The 17,471-nt window shown below is 41.3% G+C and carries 16 protein-coding genes and 1 riboswitch; of the genes, 14 read left to right on the top strand and 2 right to left on the bottom strand.

Annotation, left to right across the window (positions count from 1 at the left end):
- The first annotated feature begins 116 nt into the window (after positions 1 to 116).
- The 3 genes from GKC25_RS17570 (at position 117) to GKC25_RS17560 (ending at position 3,337) form a co-directional block, all read left to right on the top strand.
- On the top strand, positions 117 to 2,498 hold the full coding sequence (locus GKC25_RS17570; RefSeq protein WP_187704248.1) for an immune inhibitor A domain-containing protein: 2,382 nt from the start codon (positions 117 to 119) through the stop codon (positions 2,496 to 2,498).
- A gap of 208 nt (positions 2,499 to 2,706) precedes the next feature.
- Positions 2,707 to 2,964: an ORF6C domain-containing protein gene (locus GKC25_RS17565; RefSeq protein ID WP_187704247.1), complete on the top strand. Its 258-nt coding sequence runs from the start codon at positions 2,707 to 2,709 to the stop codon at positions 2,962 to 2,964.
- A 1-nt stretch (position 2,965) separates the two neighbouring features.
- Positions 2,966 to 3,337 (top strand): DUF1304 domain-containing protein, encoded by a 372-nt coding sequence (locus tag GKC25_RS17560; RefSeq protein WP_034660494.1) that lies wholly within the window; start codon positions 2,966 to 2,968, stop codon positions 3,335 to 3,337.
- A gap of 33 nt (positions 3,338 to 3,370) precedes the next feature.
- Here GKC25_RS17560 and GKC25_RS17555 read toward each other — a convergent pair whose 3' ends face one another.
- A complete protein-coding gene (locus GKC25_RS17555) occupies positions 3,371 to 3,535 on the bottom strand; it encodes a hypothetical protein (RefSeq protein WP_003214630.1) in 165 nt (54 codons plus the stop codon).
- Positions 3,536 to 3,789: 254 nt separating this feature from the next.
- Here GKC25_RS17555 and GKC25_RS17550 point away from each other — a divergent pair, with 254 nt between their 5' ends.
- The 11 genes from GKC25_RS17550 to GKC25_RS17500 all read left to right on the top strand — a co-directional run bounded on the left by GKC25_RS17550 (position 3,790) and on the right by GKC25_RS17500 (position 16,211).
- Complete coding sequence (locus tag GKC25_RS17550) at positions 3,790 to 4,446, top strand: type 1 glutamine amidotransferase domain-containing protein (RefSeq protein WP_034660493.1); 657 nt, start codon at positions 3,790 to 3,792, stop codon at positions 4,444 to 4,446.
- Between the two features lie 141 nt (positions 4,447 to 4,587).
- A complete protein-coding gene (locus GKC25_RS17545) occupies positions 4,588 to 5,715 on the top strand; it encodes a hypothetical protein (RefSeq protein WP_034660491.1) in 1,128 nt (375 codons plus the stop codon).
- Positions 5,716 to 5,771: 56 nt separating this feature from the next.
- A riboswitch (TPP riboswitch) is annotated at positions 5,772 to 5,875 on the top strand.
- An 86-nt stretch (positions 5,876 to 5,961) separates the two neighbouring features.
- Positions 5,962 to 6,648, top strand: coding sequence for a thiaminase II (gene tenA / locus GKC25_RS17540; protein ID WP_034660490.1), 687 nt, complete (start codon positions 5,962 to 5,964; stop codon positions 6,646 to 6,648).
- A complete protein-coding gene (locus GKC25_RS17535; RefSeq protein ID WP_034660488.1) occupies positions 6,645 to 7,244 on the top strand; it encodes an ECF transporter S component in 600 nt (199 codons plus the stop codon). The genes tenA and GKC25_RS17535 overlap by 4 nt, the downstream gene beginning before the upstream one ends.
- Complete coding sequence (locus tag GKC25_RS17530; protein ID WP_106036380.1) at positions 7,219 to 8,817, top strand: ABC transporter ATP-binding protein; 1,599 nt, start codon at positions 7,219 to 7,221, stop codon at positions 8,815 to 8,817. Before GKC25_RS17535 ends, GKC25_RS17530 begins: the two co-directional genes overlap by 26 nt.
- Positions 8,807 to 9,541 (top strand): energy-coupling factor transporter transmembrane component T family protein, encoded by a 735-nt coding sequence (locus GKC25_RS17525; RefSeq protein WP_034660485.1) that lies wholly within the window; start codon positions 8,807 to 8,809, stop codon positions 9,539 to 9,541. Before GKC25_RS17530 ends, GKC25_RS17525 begins: the two co-directional genes overlap by 11 nt.
- A 149-nt stretch (positions 9,542 to 9,690) precedes the next feature.
- The gene (locus tag GKC25_RS17520; protein WP_034660484.1) at positions 9,691 to 10,530 is read left to right on the top strand and encodes a methyl-accepting chemotaxis protein; all 840 of its coding nucleotides are present in this window, start codon (positions 9,691 to 9,693) and stop codon (positions 10,528 to 10,530) included.
- Between the two features lie 171 nt (positions 10,531 to 10,701).
- Positions 10,702 to 11,517, top strand: coding sequence for a YwqG family protein (locus GKC25_RS17515; RefSeq protein ID WP_034660483.1), 816 nt, complete (start codon positions 10,702 to 10,704; stop codon positions 11,515 to 11,517).
- Positions 11,518 to 11,752: 235 nt separating this feature from the next.
- Positions 11,753 to 12,586: a BglG family transcription antiterminator LicT gene (gene licT / locus GKC25_RS17510; protein ID WP_034660482.1), complete on the top strand. Its 834-nt coding sequence runs from the start codon at positions 11,753 to 11,755 to the stop codon at positions 12,584 to 12,586.
- Positions 12,587 to 12,913: 327 nt separating this feature from the next.
- Positions 12,914 to 14,821: a beta-glucoside-specific PTS transporter subunit IIABC gene (locus GKC25_RS17505; protein WP_187704246.1), complete on the top strand. Its 1,908-nt coding sequence runs from the start codon at positions 12,914 to 12,916 to the stop codon at positions 14,819 to 14,821.
- Entirely contained in the window at positions 14,793 to 16,211 is a 1,419-nt protein-coding gene (locus GKC25_RS17500) for a glycoside hydrolase family 1 protein (RefSeq protein ID WP_034660480.1), read from the top strand. Before GKC25_RS17505 ends, GKC25_RS17500 begins: the two co-directional genes overlap by 29 nt.
- Positions 16,212 to 16,264: 53 nt before the next feature.
- On the opposite strand, the gene GKC25_RS17495 is transcribed toward GKC25_RS17500, so the two are convergent.
- Positions 16,265 to 17,389, bottom strand: a complete 1,125-nt coding sequence (locus GKC25_RS17495; RefSeq protein ID WP_034660478.1) for a 5-methyltetrahydropteroyltriglutamate--homocysteine S-methyltransferase — start codon at positions 17,387 to 17,389, stop codon at positions 16,265 to 16,267.
- Between the last annotated feature and the right edge of the window lie 82 nt (positions 17,390 to 17,471).

The following is a 17,471-nucleotide window of genomic DNA, read 5'->3' as shown; positions in this document are numbered from 1 at the left end:
TTCCCGTATTGTGCATTTTCCACAAAGTTTCTGAAAATAAAATGTTTTTCGACTTAAGTATATTGGAATATGCTAGAATGAGATATTATTTATTACCAAATTAGGGAGGAACTAATATGAAAAAAGGGAAATGGACGAGCATTGCACTAACGGCTGTCCTCAGTTTAGGCACATTGGCAGCTTTCAGCACCCCTCTATCTGCCCACACCACAGAGAAATCAACATCCTCAGATGGCGGTCATTATTCAGGTATTCCATTTGACGCAAGTGTCGTGAATGAAGACCGTCTCATCAAAGCCTTGAAAAAACAAGGAAAGATCAAAAAGAATGCCAATGAGGCAGAAACCCAAAAAGCATTAAAGAAATATCTAAAGAAAAAAGAAGAATCTGCCATGAAACAAAGTGCAAGCACCTTAACAGAAGAGCCTGAATTTCTGAAAGAATACAAACAAGAGGTACATAACAAATTAGCCAACAAGAAAAAGTTAAAGAAGCATAAAGGAAAAGAAGGGAATCATGTAAAACCGGTCAAAAGGGAAAAGTATAAAGGCGATGTTCGCAATGATAAGGTATTGGTTTTATTAGTAGATTTTAAAGATTATAAGCATAATAGTATTAAAAAAGAAGAGACTGATATGTACTATGACAAGTACAATCAACAGCACTATCAAGATATGCTTTTCGGAAAAAATGGCTACATCGGTCCAGATGGTAAACGCAAAGTATCCATGAAGCAATATTATGAAAAGCAGTCCGGCGGTAGTTACACAATCAGTGGAACAGTTGCAGGATGGTATACAGCTAAGCATGAAGCAGCCTATTACGGTGGAAACGTACCAGACGAATCAGGCAGTGACGGCAAACCGCGTGAATTGGTGAAAGAAGCACTCGAAGCAGCAGCAAAAGACCCGAACATTGATCTCGGTGAATATGATCAATGGGACCGCTATGATATGGATGGAGACGGCGTTTATAACGAACCAGACGGCATCATTGACCATCTGATGGTCGTTCATGCTGGCGTAGGTGAAGAAGCTGGCGGCGGACAACTTGGCTCTAATGCGATTTGGTCGCACCGCTGGTCACTTGGTGATGTATTTGAAATTCCAAACACTGAATCTGAAGTCGGGCAAGGCGGAAAATTAGGTGCGTTAGATTACACTATCGAGCCTGAAGATGGCGCGGCAGGCGTGTTCACACATGAATTCGGACATGATCTTGGTCTTCCTGATGAGTACGATACACAGTACACAGGCGGAGGCGAGCCTGTTTCATACTGGTCGATCATGTCAAGCGGAAGCTGGGCAGGTAAAGTCCCTGGAACGGAACCAACAGGCTTTAGTCCATATGCGAAAGAAATGCTTCAAAACTTGCATGGCGGTAACTGGCTTACTGGACAAACCATTGATGGTAAAACATTAAAGAAAAGCAAAACAGTGCTAATTGATGAAGCAGCAACAAAAGGAACGAACCATGATGCGGTTCGAGTGGATTTACCAGATAAAGAGATTGTGGTCACAAAACCTGCTCAAGGACAATATTCGTACTTCAGCGGAACAGGTGACAATTTGAATGCGACCATGACGACAACAGGTATCGATTTGTCGAAGGGGAGCAAAGCAGAGCTTACATTTAAAGCATGGTACGATATCGAAGAAGATTATGATTATGCGTATGTAGAAGTACGTGAAAAAGGAACTGATCAGTGGAAGACCATTTCTGGTAACATCACGAATGATCGAAATGAAGCAGGTGCGAACGAAGGCAATGGAATTGACGGAAAATCGGACGGATGGGTAGATGCAGCCTTTGATCTTTCTGCTTATGCAGGGAAGAAAATCGACCTGCAATTCCGCTATACAACCGATGCAGGCTATTCACTGCCAGGCTTATTTGTAGATGATTTAAACATCACAGCAGATGGGACGAAAGTGTGGTCAGATGATGCCGAGGGCACGTCTAAGTTCACCTTTAACGGATTCTCAAAATCTAATGGAAAACAATATGCACCCCAATATTATTTGCTAGAGTGGCGCTCTTATGCTGACGTTGATAAAGGCTTAAAGCATATCAAACGTGGGGCAAGCCTCATGAGCTATAATAACGGTTTGGTCGTGTGGTATGTCGACCAATCCTATAGTGATAACTGGGTAGGAAATCACCCAGGGAACGGTTTCCTTGGGGTAGTAGATGCAGATCAGCAAGTATTGAAATGGAGTGACGGCTCCATTGCTGCCACAGGCTTCCAAGTACATGATGCAGCATTTTCTTTGAATCCAAGTACGAAGCTGAATATTGATTATACAGCGACAACAGGCTTAACGTTGGCAGATCGCTATATTCGCCCGACTCGTACATTTAGTGATAAAAAGAATTATGTGAATCCAAATAACCCAGATGCAGGACGTGATGTACCAACATATGGTCTATCCTTTAAAGTCGTTGGACAAAGTAAGGATCGTTCTGTTGGAAAGGTATTAATTTCTAAAAGTAACTAAACAGAAAGCCGGATTTTACCATTGAATCCGGCTTTTTGATATGGTAATAAACTGTTTTTGATGAAAAGGACGGCTTTTTGGTCGAATGTCTGTTCTTTTTTATTTTGATATCCGAATGAAACCATTATATAATAGAGACTGGAAGGTTTTTCTTTCATTCATGGTTCTTTTTTAGCTGTTAAAACAAAGGAAAGGATGAGCGTTACCAATGAGTTGTGTCACTGCTAAGCAATTAAAGGTGATTAGAGGGACGATGCAGACTTTTTGCAGCCATTTGGAGTATGATGGTCACGGTAAGCTTCATATCAATACCATCATGGCTTTTATTAAAAAGGAATTCGGTGTGAGAAAAATGAAAGACATTCCACAAAGCCGGTTTATTGAAGCGCTTGAATTAATACAAGACTTTGATTTATACACGGATAAAATAGAGATTCGTGATCGTCTATCAGAAAGGAATAACTAAATTGAATATTTTAGCAATGATATTAGTAGGAATTGTCGCATTAGAACACATTGTCATTATGTTATTAGAAATGTTTTTTATGGAATCAAAGATGGCAAAGAGATCCTTTAAGCTGCCAGAACACTTGCAAAAGGATCCAAATGTAAAAGTGATGTTTGCCAATCAGGGGCTTTATAACGGGTTTTTAGCTGCAGGACTCATTTGGGGGCTCATTCTCGGATCGAATACTGTTGGATATATGATTCAGCTATTTTTCATTCTTTGTGTGATCATCGCTGCGGTATTTGGCGGTGTGACCTCTAATAAATCAATCATCATCAAGCAAGGAGTACCAGCGCTGCTTGCATTAATTGCGCTTATCCTGGCAATTTAACCATAAATAAAGCCGCCCTAGTGAGGGCGGCTTTTATCTTTTTCGAAGACCCATCAGACGAATAATGGATGTCAGACAAAGAGCAACGGCAACAGCCAAAATAATTTTTCCATACATGACCCCTGTTAGGTTCATCAAAAAGACGGCCAATATGATACAGAGCGTGATGATGATCATCACAATCGAATAGGTTTTCATCTCTTTTCCACTCCTTTTAAAGTCCCCTCACATCCGAGAGGTCTATCCATCTTACCTCATATGATATCACTCAATGACAATTTTACATGAAATTCCCTACCAATAGAATGTGACATATTGATTAGATTTGATGTCATGCCATATTTTTTAGACAATCGGGTATACCATAAAGAGCTGCATTGAAGTTTAATTGCTTGATATTTAATTGTGCAAAATATAAAATAACCATATGATATATCGAAAGGATGATCAAGATGAGTAAGAAAGTGTTATTAGTATCGACAAGCAGTTCGGAAATGAACGGACATCCAACAGGCTTATGGCTAGAAGAATTGGCAGAGCCATTTCATATTTTTAAAGAAAATGAACTAGATGTCCAAATTGTCTCTATTCAAGGAGGCACTGTGCCTATTGATAAAAATTCCATTCCAGAAGGTGTTCCAGCGCAATATGAAGATGTATATGAATTACTTCAAGACACAAAGGCGCTTACAGATGTGAACCCAGCCGATTATGATGGCATCTTCTTTGCGGGAGGACACGGCCCAATGATCGACTTTGCATCTAATCAACTGGTAGCCGATGCAATCTTAGCCATTTCAGACAAAAATGGTGCAGTCGGAGCTGTTTGTCACGGCGTTTCAGCATTCGTTGATGTGAAGGATCAAAATGGCAAATCTTTTATCGAAGGCAAAAAAATCACAGGCTTCACAAACGAAGAAGAGGAAGCTGTTCAGCTGACATCAAAGGTTCCATTTTTATTGGAAACAAAACTTCGTGAGCAAGGGGCAGCGTTTGAAAAAGGAGATGCCTTTGCACCATTCGCTGTAGTTGACGGGCAAATCATTACTGGACAAAACCCAGGTTCCAGCGCAGAAACAGCACGCCTGTTTGTTAAAACCATTTCATAAAATGATCAAAAACCAGTCGTAATATATGCGGCTGGTTTTTTTGTCATAAAGATGCCCTAAAAAAGACCAAAACAATGAATAGAATAATGGTAAAATATTAACAGGGCAAAAAACCCAATTAAGGAAAAAGGGGATGTTCCTGTGAGAGCATTTTATGTGAAAATCACTGCAGCTTTATTGTCTATTTTACTTGTCACAACAGGTTTATTTTCACCAGCATTAAAAGCAGAAGAAGCACCGAAATCAGATGGGAAATTGTCACCACTGACGGAAAAAGCCATTCAGCAAGTGCAAGAGTCGTTTTTGAAGCAGGATGAAGGAACCGCTATCCAACAGAAGCAACTGAAAAAATCTTTTAAAGTAGATAAGAAAAATGGAATCAGTATCAAACGAAAAGCCGCTAAAGATGGCAAGATGCGTACATCTGCCATTCGCTCCATTGATGGACTAGCAATCAACCAATCTGTTGTCTTATCAGAGGACGACCCAGTTGATTTATGGTTTTTAAGCACATCTTCACCCCAGGCACTCATCAGCCGGATTACCTCTTCAAATCCCGATTATTTCGTTCAATTATTTGTTGTTGATTATGAAACAGGACAAGCGTACCCAACAGACCTGATTCAGCCCGCAGGCAGTCTCCTTGGTTTGACCAACTTACCAGCAGGTGACTACGCATTCGGTATCACAAGCGGTGGAGATTTCGGAGACTCTTACACGTTACAAGTGAATGCAAAAAACCCGCCCAATTTCACAGGGGCTGTGTCCCTATCGTCAACCTTACAATACTTTGTAGCTGAGTATGCAAATGGGGATGTATTTGCAAATGGCGCAAAAGTATACAACAAGCAATCGAAGACAGCAGATTATGAATGGGAGCGTGTATTTTATTTCTCTTATGATGGTAAATACGAACAAAGAACCCACTCAATTTCAAGTGTAAAAGTGAAAAGCATTTCCGCTCCAGTGTCGTACTCAGCGCCTTATGCAAGCTCCTCAGAGGCCATTCTCGTCTACTTAGATGTTGAGACATTGTTTATGTACCATCAATCTTCATATGCAAGCGGTCAATATTACCACGATACCTTTGTAGATACACTTGGCAAGAAAACGCCAAGGTATTTAGATATTGATGATATGACAAATTACGGTGATCATATTTTAGCTGTTGATTTGAAAACAGGAAAGCCAATTGATTTCTTCAGTGTCCTTAATTTTTACTATGCCGCAGGGATCGAGAAGCTGCCAACGATCAAAACATTGAATTAAGAAAGGCGGTTGACATCAAATCACCACATGTGTAGAGTAAAGATAATTAAATGATAAAAGTCCACTAGGGGAGTCATGTATGACTGAGACAAGAGGAAATCTTGGACCCTTTGAACCTGATCTAGTTCGTACTAGCGGAGGGAAGTGGAGCTGGACCTTGTCTTATTCATGATTGAATCGATAAGAAGGCCGCTCCATTTGGGGTGGCTTTTTCATTTATTCAACTGAAGAAGAGGAGGCTTTTTTATGACATTTTCAGCGCAATTAAGAAAAGAAACAGAACCATTATTTGAAGCCATTTATCAGCATCCGTTTGTCAGAGGCCTGGCAGCAGGAAAGCTGGAAAAGGAACAGATCATTCATTACGTCAAACAAGATGCAGAATACTTACATGCATTTATTAAAATTTATGCAGCGGCTCTAAGCAGATGTACAGACAAAGAAGATATTGCCTTTTTCCATCAACAAATTGCGTTTGTACTAGATAGTGAGACGCACCCTCATCAAAATCTTTGCCGAGTGGCAGGTGTATCGTATGATGAGCTACAAGGTGCTTCATTGGCTCCGAGTGCTCATCACTATATTCATCACATGCTGCAAGTCGCCCAGGAAGGCACGCTTGGGGAAATCATTGCTGTCCTGCTTCCATGTCCTTGGACATATTGGGAAATTGGAAAACGAATGCTCTCAGACGTGCAGCCTGACCCGTCACATCCGTTTTATGAGTGGATCACGTTTTATGGAGGGTTAACCGACTCTATTACAGTGGAGCTTTGCAAGCGGCTCGATCAGCTGGCGGAAGGAGCAAGTGAGAAGGAAAAGGAAAAAATGAAACAGCACTTTATCTTAAGCTGTCAGCTTGAGTACAAGTTTTGGGAAATGGCGTTTACGGTGGAAGAGTGGCCAGTTCCATTGCAGGTGCATTCATCATGACATGGAAGATGAAAGAAGTCGTCCTTGCTGTCATTTTATCCGTTGCGTGCGGTGTCATCTATTTAGGATGGTCCACACTTTACTTACCAATTACAGCATTAGTTGGCCCAGCAGGAGGCAACATCATGTTTGGCATTTGGGTGATTGCCAGTCCAATCGTCGCGTATATCATCCAAAAGCCGGGAGCTGCCCTGATTGCAGAAACAGCCGCTGCCGCTGTGGAATTACTGACAGGCAGCCACTTTGGTCTTTCAGCCCTGCTGATTGGTGTATGCCAAGGGCTTGGGGCAGAAATCGCCTTTGCTCTTTTTGGTTATAAACGTTATCGCATGTGGACACTAATGCTGTCAGGTGCCTTTGCAGCTGTTGGAGCAATGGCATATAGCCTCGTTGCAAATGGCTTTGGTTATTACACGCCTCAAGTTTTACTTATCACACTGATGACTCAAATCATCAGCGGGATGATACTGGGCGGATGCTTAGCGAAAGTTGTGGTGGACGCATTATCCAAAACCGGTGTACTGAATCAATATGCCATCATGAAAGAAAAACGAAACAAAGGTGAACAGCATGGATTCATTTCTCGCGTGCAATAATCTCACTGTCCGTTTTTATGAACAGCCTCAGCCTGTTTTGCATCAAATCTCTCTTTCCATTCAAAAAGGAGAAAAGGTGCTTATTTTAGGACCAAGCGGAAGCGGTAAATCCACACTCATTTCAGTTCTGGCTGGGATTATTCCAGAACATATGGAAGCTGACATGCAGGGCGAAGTGATATTGCAAAGACATACAGGCGTCATGTTTCAAGATCCTGATTCCCAGTTTTGTATGCACCGCGTCAATGAAGAAATTGCCTTTAGCTTAGAGAACCGTTCCGTCCCTCGTGAAGAGATGGATGACATCATTCAGCAGCTCATGCAAAAAGTCCAACTCGATGTCGATCCGAATACAGACATTCATACATTATCTGGCGGCATGAAGCAGCGATTGGCACTTGCTTGTTTACTAGCGTTAGAGCCAGATGTGCTGTTCTTTGATGAACCGACCGCACAGCTTGACCCAGCAGGCAGAATGGAGGTTTTCCAGCTGCTACAGCAGCTTGCAGGTGAGCAGCGACAAACCATGATTTTTGTAGAGCATGTGCTAGATGGTGTCATCGAATGGATGGACCGGGTGATTTTATTAGACGATCAAGGCAGCATTTTAGCAGAGGGGCCTCCAAAAGATGTGCTCGCGACATATGAAGAAGAAATGAAAGAGGCAGGGATTTGGCGGCCTAAATTATTTCCCGAGAAATGGTCCGCAATTATTCAAGACCCATTTCATCCAATGAGTCAAACGCTTATGCAAACCTTTGAAACAAGAAAAGAGCAGCGTAAAAAAGTGCCGTCGACTGAGCGAGAGACCATCATTCGCACAGAAGATCTTCAATTAAGCTACGGGAAAAAAAGGATTATGAGTGACCTTCAGCTGGATATCAAAGCAGGGGATTGGGTGGCGATAATTGGGGAAAATGGAAGCGGGAAAAGCACATGTCTCAAACATTTAGTCCGTTTAGAGCCAACGAAAAAAGGCAGCATTTTCTTAAAAGAGACACCCCTCAAAAAGTGGTCTGACCGACGACTATATGAAAAAGCAGGCTTTGTGTTTCAAAATCCGGAGCTTCAATTCATACAAGATACAGTGTTCGATGAAATCGCATTTGGTGGAAGACAGCGAAATTGGCCAGAATCCGTTGTGCAAGAAAAAACAGTTCAGCTATTGGAAGAGTTCGGTTTAGAGAAGCATGCAAAAGCGCATCCTTTCACCTTAAGCTTAGGTCAAAAAAGAAGATTGAGTGTGGCCACAATGCTCCTTTTTGATCAGGATGTACTATTGTTAGACGAACCGACTTTCGGGCAGGATGAAAGAACGGCGAAGGAATTAATGAGGCGTTTGAAAGAGCGTCAATGCCAAGGCACCACCATTTTGATGGTCACACATGATATGGACCTCGTCGATAAGTGTGCCGATCAAGTGCTTCTTTTTCACCAAGGAAAGCATGTGTATGATGGCACGCCTTATGATTTATTTTCAAATCAGGAACTTGTCGATGCTTATCAGCTGAGAGCCCCTTTGCATTATCGCTATGTGGCTGAAAGAAAGGACGTGCTGACGATTGCAAAGTAATCACTCCTTTCTTTCCACTGTGAATCCAGTCATCAAATTACTCGCTCATCTGCTTGCGATGTGTTGTCTCATGGCGATATCTGACCCTAAAACAACCTTCATCATCTGGCTGTTTGCACTTGGTATTGGACTTGTCTTAGGCGGATGGAATATGAAGTATCTTTTCACAAGACTTGTCCCTTATCTGCTCTTTTTTATTCTCGTATTTTGGATGATGGCGGCCTTTGGCAAGGGGGATCATACTGTTTGGAAGTGGGCATGGTTTCATATCACAGAGGAGAGTTTGAAAAATGGCCTTACCATTTCTTTCAGAATGCTTGGCTTTGTGACATTCGGTCTCCTTTTTACGTCCACAACAGATTTGACGGCCTTTATGATGAGCTTAATACATCAATGCCGAATGTCCCCAAAATGGGCATATGGGATGCTTGCCGGCTTCCGGTTTATCCCGTTATTTCAAAGTGAATTAAAGCAAATGAAGGCAGCACATAAAATCAGAGGCTATAAGCAAAAAAACAGCTGGAAAGCCTTTATGCGTTATGCACTTCCTCTTTTTACGCAGGGCGTACGAAAATCAGAGCGCTTAGCGATTGCGATGGAAGCACGAGGTTTCACGGGGGCGAGGGAGCGGACGTATTATCATGTCATCAGCACTTCGTGGATCGACTATATGTATCTTTTGCTCATCGGTATCAGTGTCTTGATGTGCATGTCCTTTTTTTAAAAATACCCACATTCTCTTGATAGAATGTGGGCTTTTTATATGTCTTAGGTCATTTGATTGATATTAGTGCACATTACAGGCTGTAATAGACCTTATAACGAACCGATAAAGAGGATGTACTGAGAAAAAGAGAGGATGAACGTGAGCGAATGTCACAGAGAATTGATAACATAATAGACGCTTTACCAATCATTGGACTAGCTATGAGAGAGCAACTAACCTTTTCTGTTTTAGGGAAAGAGAAGGTTCTTTATTATCAGCAACATGGGAACATTGACTTAGGGTTTAAAGCTGGGGACATAGTAGCTCCAGGGTTCGAAAACTTTTCTATGTTGAAAAATGGGAGAGAGCCATCGTTTATCCAAATTCCGAAAGAGGTATACGGGATTCCAATGGATATTGTAGCCGTTCCAATTAAAGATGAGACGGGTCAAGTAGTCGCTGCTTTCTGCGTGGCCTATGACCAGACCAATCAACAACGATTAGATCACATCATGACGGAGAGCAACCAAGCTTCCGAAAAACTAGTCGCAATGGTACAGCAAGTTGCCGCACATTCAGAGGAACTACAAGCGACAAGTGAACAAATTCTACAAAACACGAAAACCACTGTAGAAAATTCCTCTAAAATCAATCAAGTGTCCAATCTTATAAAAGGTATCTCTGATCAAACGAACTTACTTGGACTCAACGCATCAATTGAAGCTGCAAGAGTAGGTGAAGCAGGAGCAGGCTTCGGAGTGGTCGCAACGGAAGTAAGAAAGCTGTCAACTCACGCCAAACAAGCGACGACGGATATTGAAACAGCGCTAAAAGATGTGCAGGGATCGATTAAAGGAATGGAAGAAGAAATAGCACAAATTGTCGCTTCCTCTGAGCATCAAGCAGAGCTTGTAGGCACGTTCACAAAAATTATTGAAGGTCTTCATGAAACAAATGAAACGATGAAATCACTGGCAGAAGACTTAGTGAACTATCAAGTGAAATAAAAAATACCGACCAAAACCTCCAGATGAATCGGAGGTTTTTTTACGTTTTAAGGTGGGCAAGTTGTTCGGATAATGACCGATTTATCGCTGACAGGCAGGGTACACTTCTGTATGATAGAAAAAGAGATACTAGTCTGGTCAGTAGACCTATTCATAAGGAGGAAGACCATCGTGACACAATCAGCGAAGCTGCAAGAAATAATAGCACCTTACCGTACAATGTTAGATCAAACTGAACAACCAATGATTCAATTACAGATGAAACAAGGAAAAACAGGACCATACGACAGCAAAATTGCAGGCGATCCTTACTTCCCAAAAAACGACGAATATCCAGTTGATGGTGAAGGACACCCTATGAAGCTTTTGGCACAAATAAATTTTGGACAGCTGCCGAAGCTGAAGGATTATCCAGAAACAGGACTTTTGCAAGTCTTTATTTCTGTGCATGATGATCTTTATGGGATGAATATTGACCATAAAACAGAGCAAAAAGATTTTCGGATCAAATTTATTGAGGAACCTTTCTTGGCAGAAGAAGAGCTGTTGACTGATTTTTCTTTTGTGAAAATTCCAGACGACTTTTATTTTCCTGTGACGAAGGAAGGCGCAATTACAGGTGAACTGGCAAGCGAAACGGTCAGTGTAGGAGATTTTCGCTTTGAAAAAGTCACAGGTAAGCGAAGCTGGGACCTATTCGAAGATGTAAAAGGCATTGATGGAGATGAAGCTGATGCCTTGCTAGATGAATTTCATGATGCAGCGAGTGGCTTTGGTCACAAATTGGGCGGATATCCAGGCTTTACACAAGAGGACCCACGTACCTATGAAGACCAGGAACATACCGTTCTGTTATTACAAATCGACTCAGATGATGAAGTAGATCTGTTGTGGGGAGATTGCGGAATCGCCAACTTTTTTATCAAACCAGAAGACCTCAAACGAAAAAATTTCGAGAATGTCGTCTATAATTGGGATTGCTCCTAATTTTGTAAAAAACACTCTTTAAGCACTCTTTTTAGAGTGTTTTTATGTATGTTTTTAGACTTTTTTGCCCCTATTTCGTCATTTTTGAGAGGTAATATGTCATTCTTTCTAGTTGACCGTATCAAAAAAAAATGTAAAATCATCTTAAAGTCCTCTTTTTTGAAGATAATAATAAAATGACATATCAATCTACAATGAGATGCTCGAAAAAGCGGAATGTACTGGGGGGTATCAATTGATCATTTCGAAAGTAATCAATAATAATGTGGTCAGTGCGTATGATGACGAGCAGCATGAGCTGGTCATTATGGGCAGAGGGATCGCTTTTCAAAAGAAAAGTGGAGATCCGATTGACGAAGAACGTATTGAAAAAGTATTTTCCATTCAAAATAAAGATATATCAGAAAAATTCAAAACCCTGCTTTATGATATTCCGATCGAGTATATGCAAGTGTGTGAGGCGATTATTGATCATGCGAGAACAACCCTTAATAAAAATTTGAATGACAGCATCTATGTGACACTGACGGATCATATCACCTTTGCTATTGAACGTCATCAAAAAGGAATGGACATCAAAAATGCTTTGCTCTGGGAAATCAAACGGTTGTACAAAGAAGAGTTCATGTGTGGTGTAGAAGCGATCCGGATTATTCAGGACAAGCTTAACATTCATCTTCCTGAGGATGAAGCCGGTTTTATTGCCATGCATATTGTCAATGCAGAGCTCAATGAAGAAATGCCGAACGTGATCCAAATTACCAAACTCATTCAAGATATTTTAAATATCGTCAAGTATCACTTTCAAATTGATTTAGACGAGGAATCATTAAATTATTTCCGTTTTGTCACGCATTTGAAGTTTTTTGGACAGCGTCTGTTTAACGAAACACAAATGGAAAATCAAAATGAATTCCTGTATGAAGTAGTAAAAGAGAAAAACACCGCGGCTTTTCAATGTGCTGAGAAAATTAATGATTATGTTCAAAAAGAATACAACCGAAGTCTCATAGAAGATGAGATGCTATATTTAACTTTGCATATCGACAGAGTGGTAAAAAGAAAATAAATTCAAAAAGAAAGCGTTGACATCATAAAATTAACATGATAATTTATAACTATAAACAAAATAACCCACAATCTTTTAGGATTGTTACTGGTCAAGCAGGCAAAACCTAAATCATTGTCCCTATCTTTGATAAGGCGTGATTTAGGTTTTTTTATATCTAAAGACTTATAAAAATTAAATAACGATCAATCGCTATGAAGGATTGTTACTGGTTAAGCAGGCAAAACCTAAATATCGATTAATGTCTGAATTGCTATTTCTCGGACATTAATGGATGTTTAGGTTTTTTCTATATCATGATTTAATCAACGATTGGAGGGTAATACAATGAACCACAAACAAACAGCAAAAGAAGTTCTAGAGCTTGTCGGCGGTGAAAAGAACGTCAAGCACGTCACGCATTGTATGACAAGACTTCGCTTCAACTTATACGATGAAGGCAAAGCGGATAAAGAGAAGCTGCAATCAACAGACGGCGTCATGGGTGTGAATCAAAGCGGAGGCCAATATCATGTCATTATCGGCAATGATGTTTCAAATGTCTATCAAGCGATGATTGCTGACTCAGGACTGTCAACAGATGTAAAGTCAGGCGGTACAGAAGAAGCATCAAAACAAAATGTGATATCAAAGCTTTTCGATTTTATCTCTGGTGTCTTCACGCCGATTCTTCCAGCCATCGCTGGAGCCGGTATGATCAAAGGAATATTGGCACTCATGCTTACGTTCCAGTGGATATCAGATAAAAGCAGTACGTATGCAATTTTAACAGCCATCGGAGACGGAGCCTTTTACTTCTTACCGATTCTACTAGCTGTAAGCGTAGCCAAAAAACTTGGCACAAATCAGTATATTGCCGCTGCCATTGCAGCAGCAGCACTGCACCCGCAGTTAACTGCTTTACTAGGCGCGGGAAATACAGAATTTCTAGGCTTGCCAGTGGTTGCCGTTGTGTACTCTTCATCGGTGATTCCAATTCTACTCACCATCTGGCTTGGCTCATATGTTGAAAGATTCGCAGAAAAATATAGTCCGAAATCATTAAAGATCATCCTTGTTCCAACGGTTACACTTCTTGTCGTTGTACCAATTATGCTCATCGCTGTTGGACCGCTTGGTGGGATTATCGGAAATGGTCTTTCAGGTGGAATTGATTTATTGTTTAAACATGCAGGTATTTTGGCCGGACTCTTGATCGGCGGCTTCATGTCACCATTGATCATTACGGGTATGCACTATGCACTACTTCCAATCATGATCAACAACATTACGTTAAACGGTTTTGACTACATTCTCCCAATGATGTTTGTAGCGAATATGGCCCAAGCAGGCGCAGCATTCGGTGTCTTCTTAAGATCAAAAAACAAAACATTCAAATCATTGGCGATGTCTACAAGTATCACAGCATTAATGGGTATTACTGAACCTGCTATGTATGGTGTGAACATGCGATTGAAAAAACCGTTCTTTGCAGCCCTCATTGGTGCAGCAGCAGGCGGCGTGTTCATGTCGATCTTTAAAGTAAAATCATATGTTGTGTCGGGATCAGCAGGTATTCCAGGAATCCCAACATTCGTTGGCCCAACATTTGTCTACTCAATCATCGGTTTAGTGATCGGCTTTGTCGTAGCAACCATCATGACACTTGTTCTAGGGTTCAAAGATGTACCAGTGAAAGATGATACAAAGGCAGACAAACCAGAAGAAAAGAAAGATACAGCAGCACTTCAAAATGAAGTGGTACAAAGCCCGCTTGAAGGTCAACTAAAGCCGCTAAATCAAGTGAATGATGCAACATTCTCTAATGAAATCATGGGTAAAGGTGCAGCCATTGTCCCAACAGTTGGACGTGTTGTAGCACCGTTCAACGGTAAGGTTGAAACCATTTTTCAAACGAAACATGCCATTGGCTTAAAGAGTGACCAAGGCACAGAGCTTCTCATCCATGTTGGAATTGATACAGTGAAGCTTGGCGGAAAGCATTTCACAAGTCATGTGCAGTCAGGTGATCTTGTTCAAGCAGGAGATGTGCTCGTTGAATTTGATATCGAGGGCATTCAGCAAGAAGGCTATGATGTCACGACACCAATTATCGTCACCAATACAAATGATTTCGCACAGATTGATGCGAAAACAGATGGCACGATTACAGTGAAAGAGACACTGCTCACAGTCAGTGTAGAAGAAAATGAGGAGGGCATTCAACATGAACAAGTTAGAAAAAACATTTCCTAAAGGTTTCTTATGGGGCGGCGCTGTTGCAGGCAACCAAATTGAAGGTGCTTATAATAAAGATGGAAAAGGCTTATCGACAGCTGATGTATCACCGCATGGTATTATGCATCCATTTGATGAATCAATGAAAGATCTTAATTTATATCATGATGCAATCGACTTCTATCATCGCTATAAAGAAGATATTGCACTCTTTGCAGAAATGGGATTCAAGTGCTTCAGACTATCCATTTCTTGGCCGCGTATTTTCCCAAATGGCGACGATGCTGAACCAAATGAAGCAGGCCTTGCTTTTTATGACAGAGTATTTGATGAACTGCATAAACATGGAATTGAACCAGTTGTCACGATTTCTCATTATGAAATGCCGCTTGCACTTGTGAAAAACTACGGCGGTTGGAGAAACCGTAAGCTTGTCGATCTTTATGAAACATATGCGAAAACGTTGTTTACTCGCTATAAAGACAAAGTGAAATATTGGATGACCTTTAATGAAATCAACGTCGTGTTACATGCGCCTTTCACTGGCGGCGGACTTGTATTTGAAGAGGGTGATGACGAGAAAAGCATTCAATATCAAGCAGCGCATCACCAATTTGTTGCAAGTGCTTTAGCTGTCAAAGCAGGACACGAAATCATTCCTGATGCGAAAATCGGCTGTATGATTGCAGCGATGACGACTTATCCGTACAGCTCAAGACCAGAAGATATGTTTTCTGCAATGGATCAGGATCGTAAAACATTGTTCTTCTCAGATGTACAGGCAAGAGGCTACTACCCAGGTTACATGAAACGATACTTCCGCGAAAATGGAATTCATATTGAGATCCAAGATGGTGATGAAGACATCCTAAGAAACCATACAGTGGACTATATTGGCTTCAGCTATTACATGAGCTTTGTGACAAGTACAGATCCAGAGATTCTTGGACAAGTGATTGGTGGTAACCTATTTGAAGGCGTGAAAAACCCTTATCTAGAAGCAAGTGATTGGGGCTGGCAAATTGATCCAAAAGGACTTCGTACAACACTAAACCAGCTATATGACCGTTACCAAAAACCATTGTTTATCGTAGAAAATGGACTGGGAGCTGTCGATCAAGTAGAAGAAGACGGGTCCATTCAAGACGATTACCGAATTGATTACCTCAGAAGCCATTTGCTAGAGGCGAAAGAAGCCATCGCAGACGGAGTAGACCTGATTGGTTATACAAGCTGGGGCCCAATTGACCTTGTCAGCGCATCAACAGCTGAAATGAAAAAACGCTACGGCTTCATTTATGTCGACCGTGATAATGAAGGAAACGGTACATTAGATAGAAAGAAAAAGAAAAGCTTTGATTGGTATAAACAAGTGATTGCTACGAATGGTGAGCATTTAGATGCTTAAAAGAAAAAGACAAACCGCTCAAACTACGGTTTGTCTTTTTTTCGTCAAAGAGACTACGAAGTCCACACTTGATCCGCAATCTCAATTACATGACGAAGCTTTTCCCATTGCTGCTCTTCTGTTAACAGATTGCCTTCCTCCGTTGAGGCGAACCCGCATTGTGGACTCAAACAAATTTGATTAATGTCCACGTATTGAGCCGCTTCCTCGATCCGCTTTTTAATCTGTTCAACAGGCTCAAGCTCACCGTATTTTGAAGTGACAAGGCCTAGTACGATTTGTAGGTTAGGGTTCTTCACATAGCGAAGGGGTTCAAAACCGCCAGAACGATCGTCGTCGAACTCTAAAAAGAGACCATCCAGATCTAAGCCGGCAAAAATCGTTTCTGCCGCTGCTTCATAACCGCCTTCAGCTGCCCACGTCGATTTAAAGTTACCACGGCAAATGTGCATGGTGATCACCAAATCCTCTGGACGATCGGCAACCGCTTCATTGATTGTTTTCGCAAATGACTCACGAAGTTCATCTTCTTCTCGGCCAAAGGCTTTGATTTGTTCATGACCTTTTTCAGAAAAGAACACGGCCCATGCGGTATCATCGAGCTGTAGATAACGGCAGCCTGCATCATAAAAAGCACGGATGGCTTTCTTATACGCCTGTGCCACATCATGGTGGAATGCCTCTAGGCTGTCGTATACTCCTTCTTCAAGCTTTCCACGGAAAAAGAGCATATTCGGACTTGGAATCGTCATTTTAGCTGTATGATCACCAGCGATGCTGTGAAGGAATCGATAATCCTCCAGCATTGGATGATCTGTAAAATCAATCTTGCCTGTTACCTTGATGCCACGCGCTTTTGTCGTCGTATTGTGGAATTGAATACCTTGATCCGCTTCAAATCCTTCGACTCCATCTAATCCCTCAAGAAAGTCAAAATGCCACCATGCACGTCTGAATTCTCCATCTGTGACAACCTCTAATCCAATTTCTTTTTGCTTCTCCACAATGCGTGTAATTTCTTCATTTTCAATTTGTCGGAGCTGCTCTGCTGTCAGTGTGCCGTCTGCTTTTTGCTTGCGTGCTTCCTTGATACGTTCTGAACGAAGTAAGCTGCCTACTTGATCTGCGCGAAATGGCGGTTTCGTTGTTTTCTTTCCAATGGTTTGTACTTGTGTCATGCTGAATCCCTTCTTTCTACAGGTTAAAAATCAAATAAAAAAGCTCTTCCTTGGATAAGGAAGAGCATCATATACTGAGAGA

The organism is Bacillus pumilus (assembly GCF_038738535.1).
Taxonomy (GTDB): Bacteria; Bacillota; Bacilli; order Bacillales; family Bacillaceae; genus Bacillus.
Note: the sequence above shows the minus strand (reverse complement) of the source record. Positions and strands in the feature narration are given on the sequence as shown.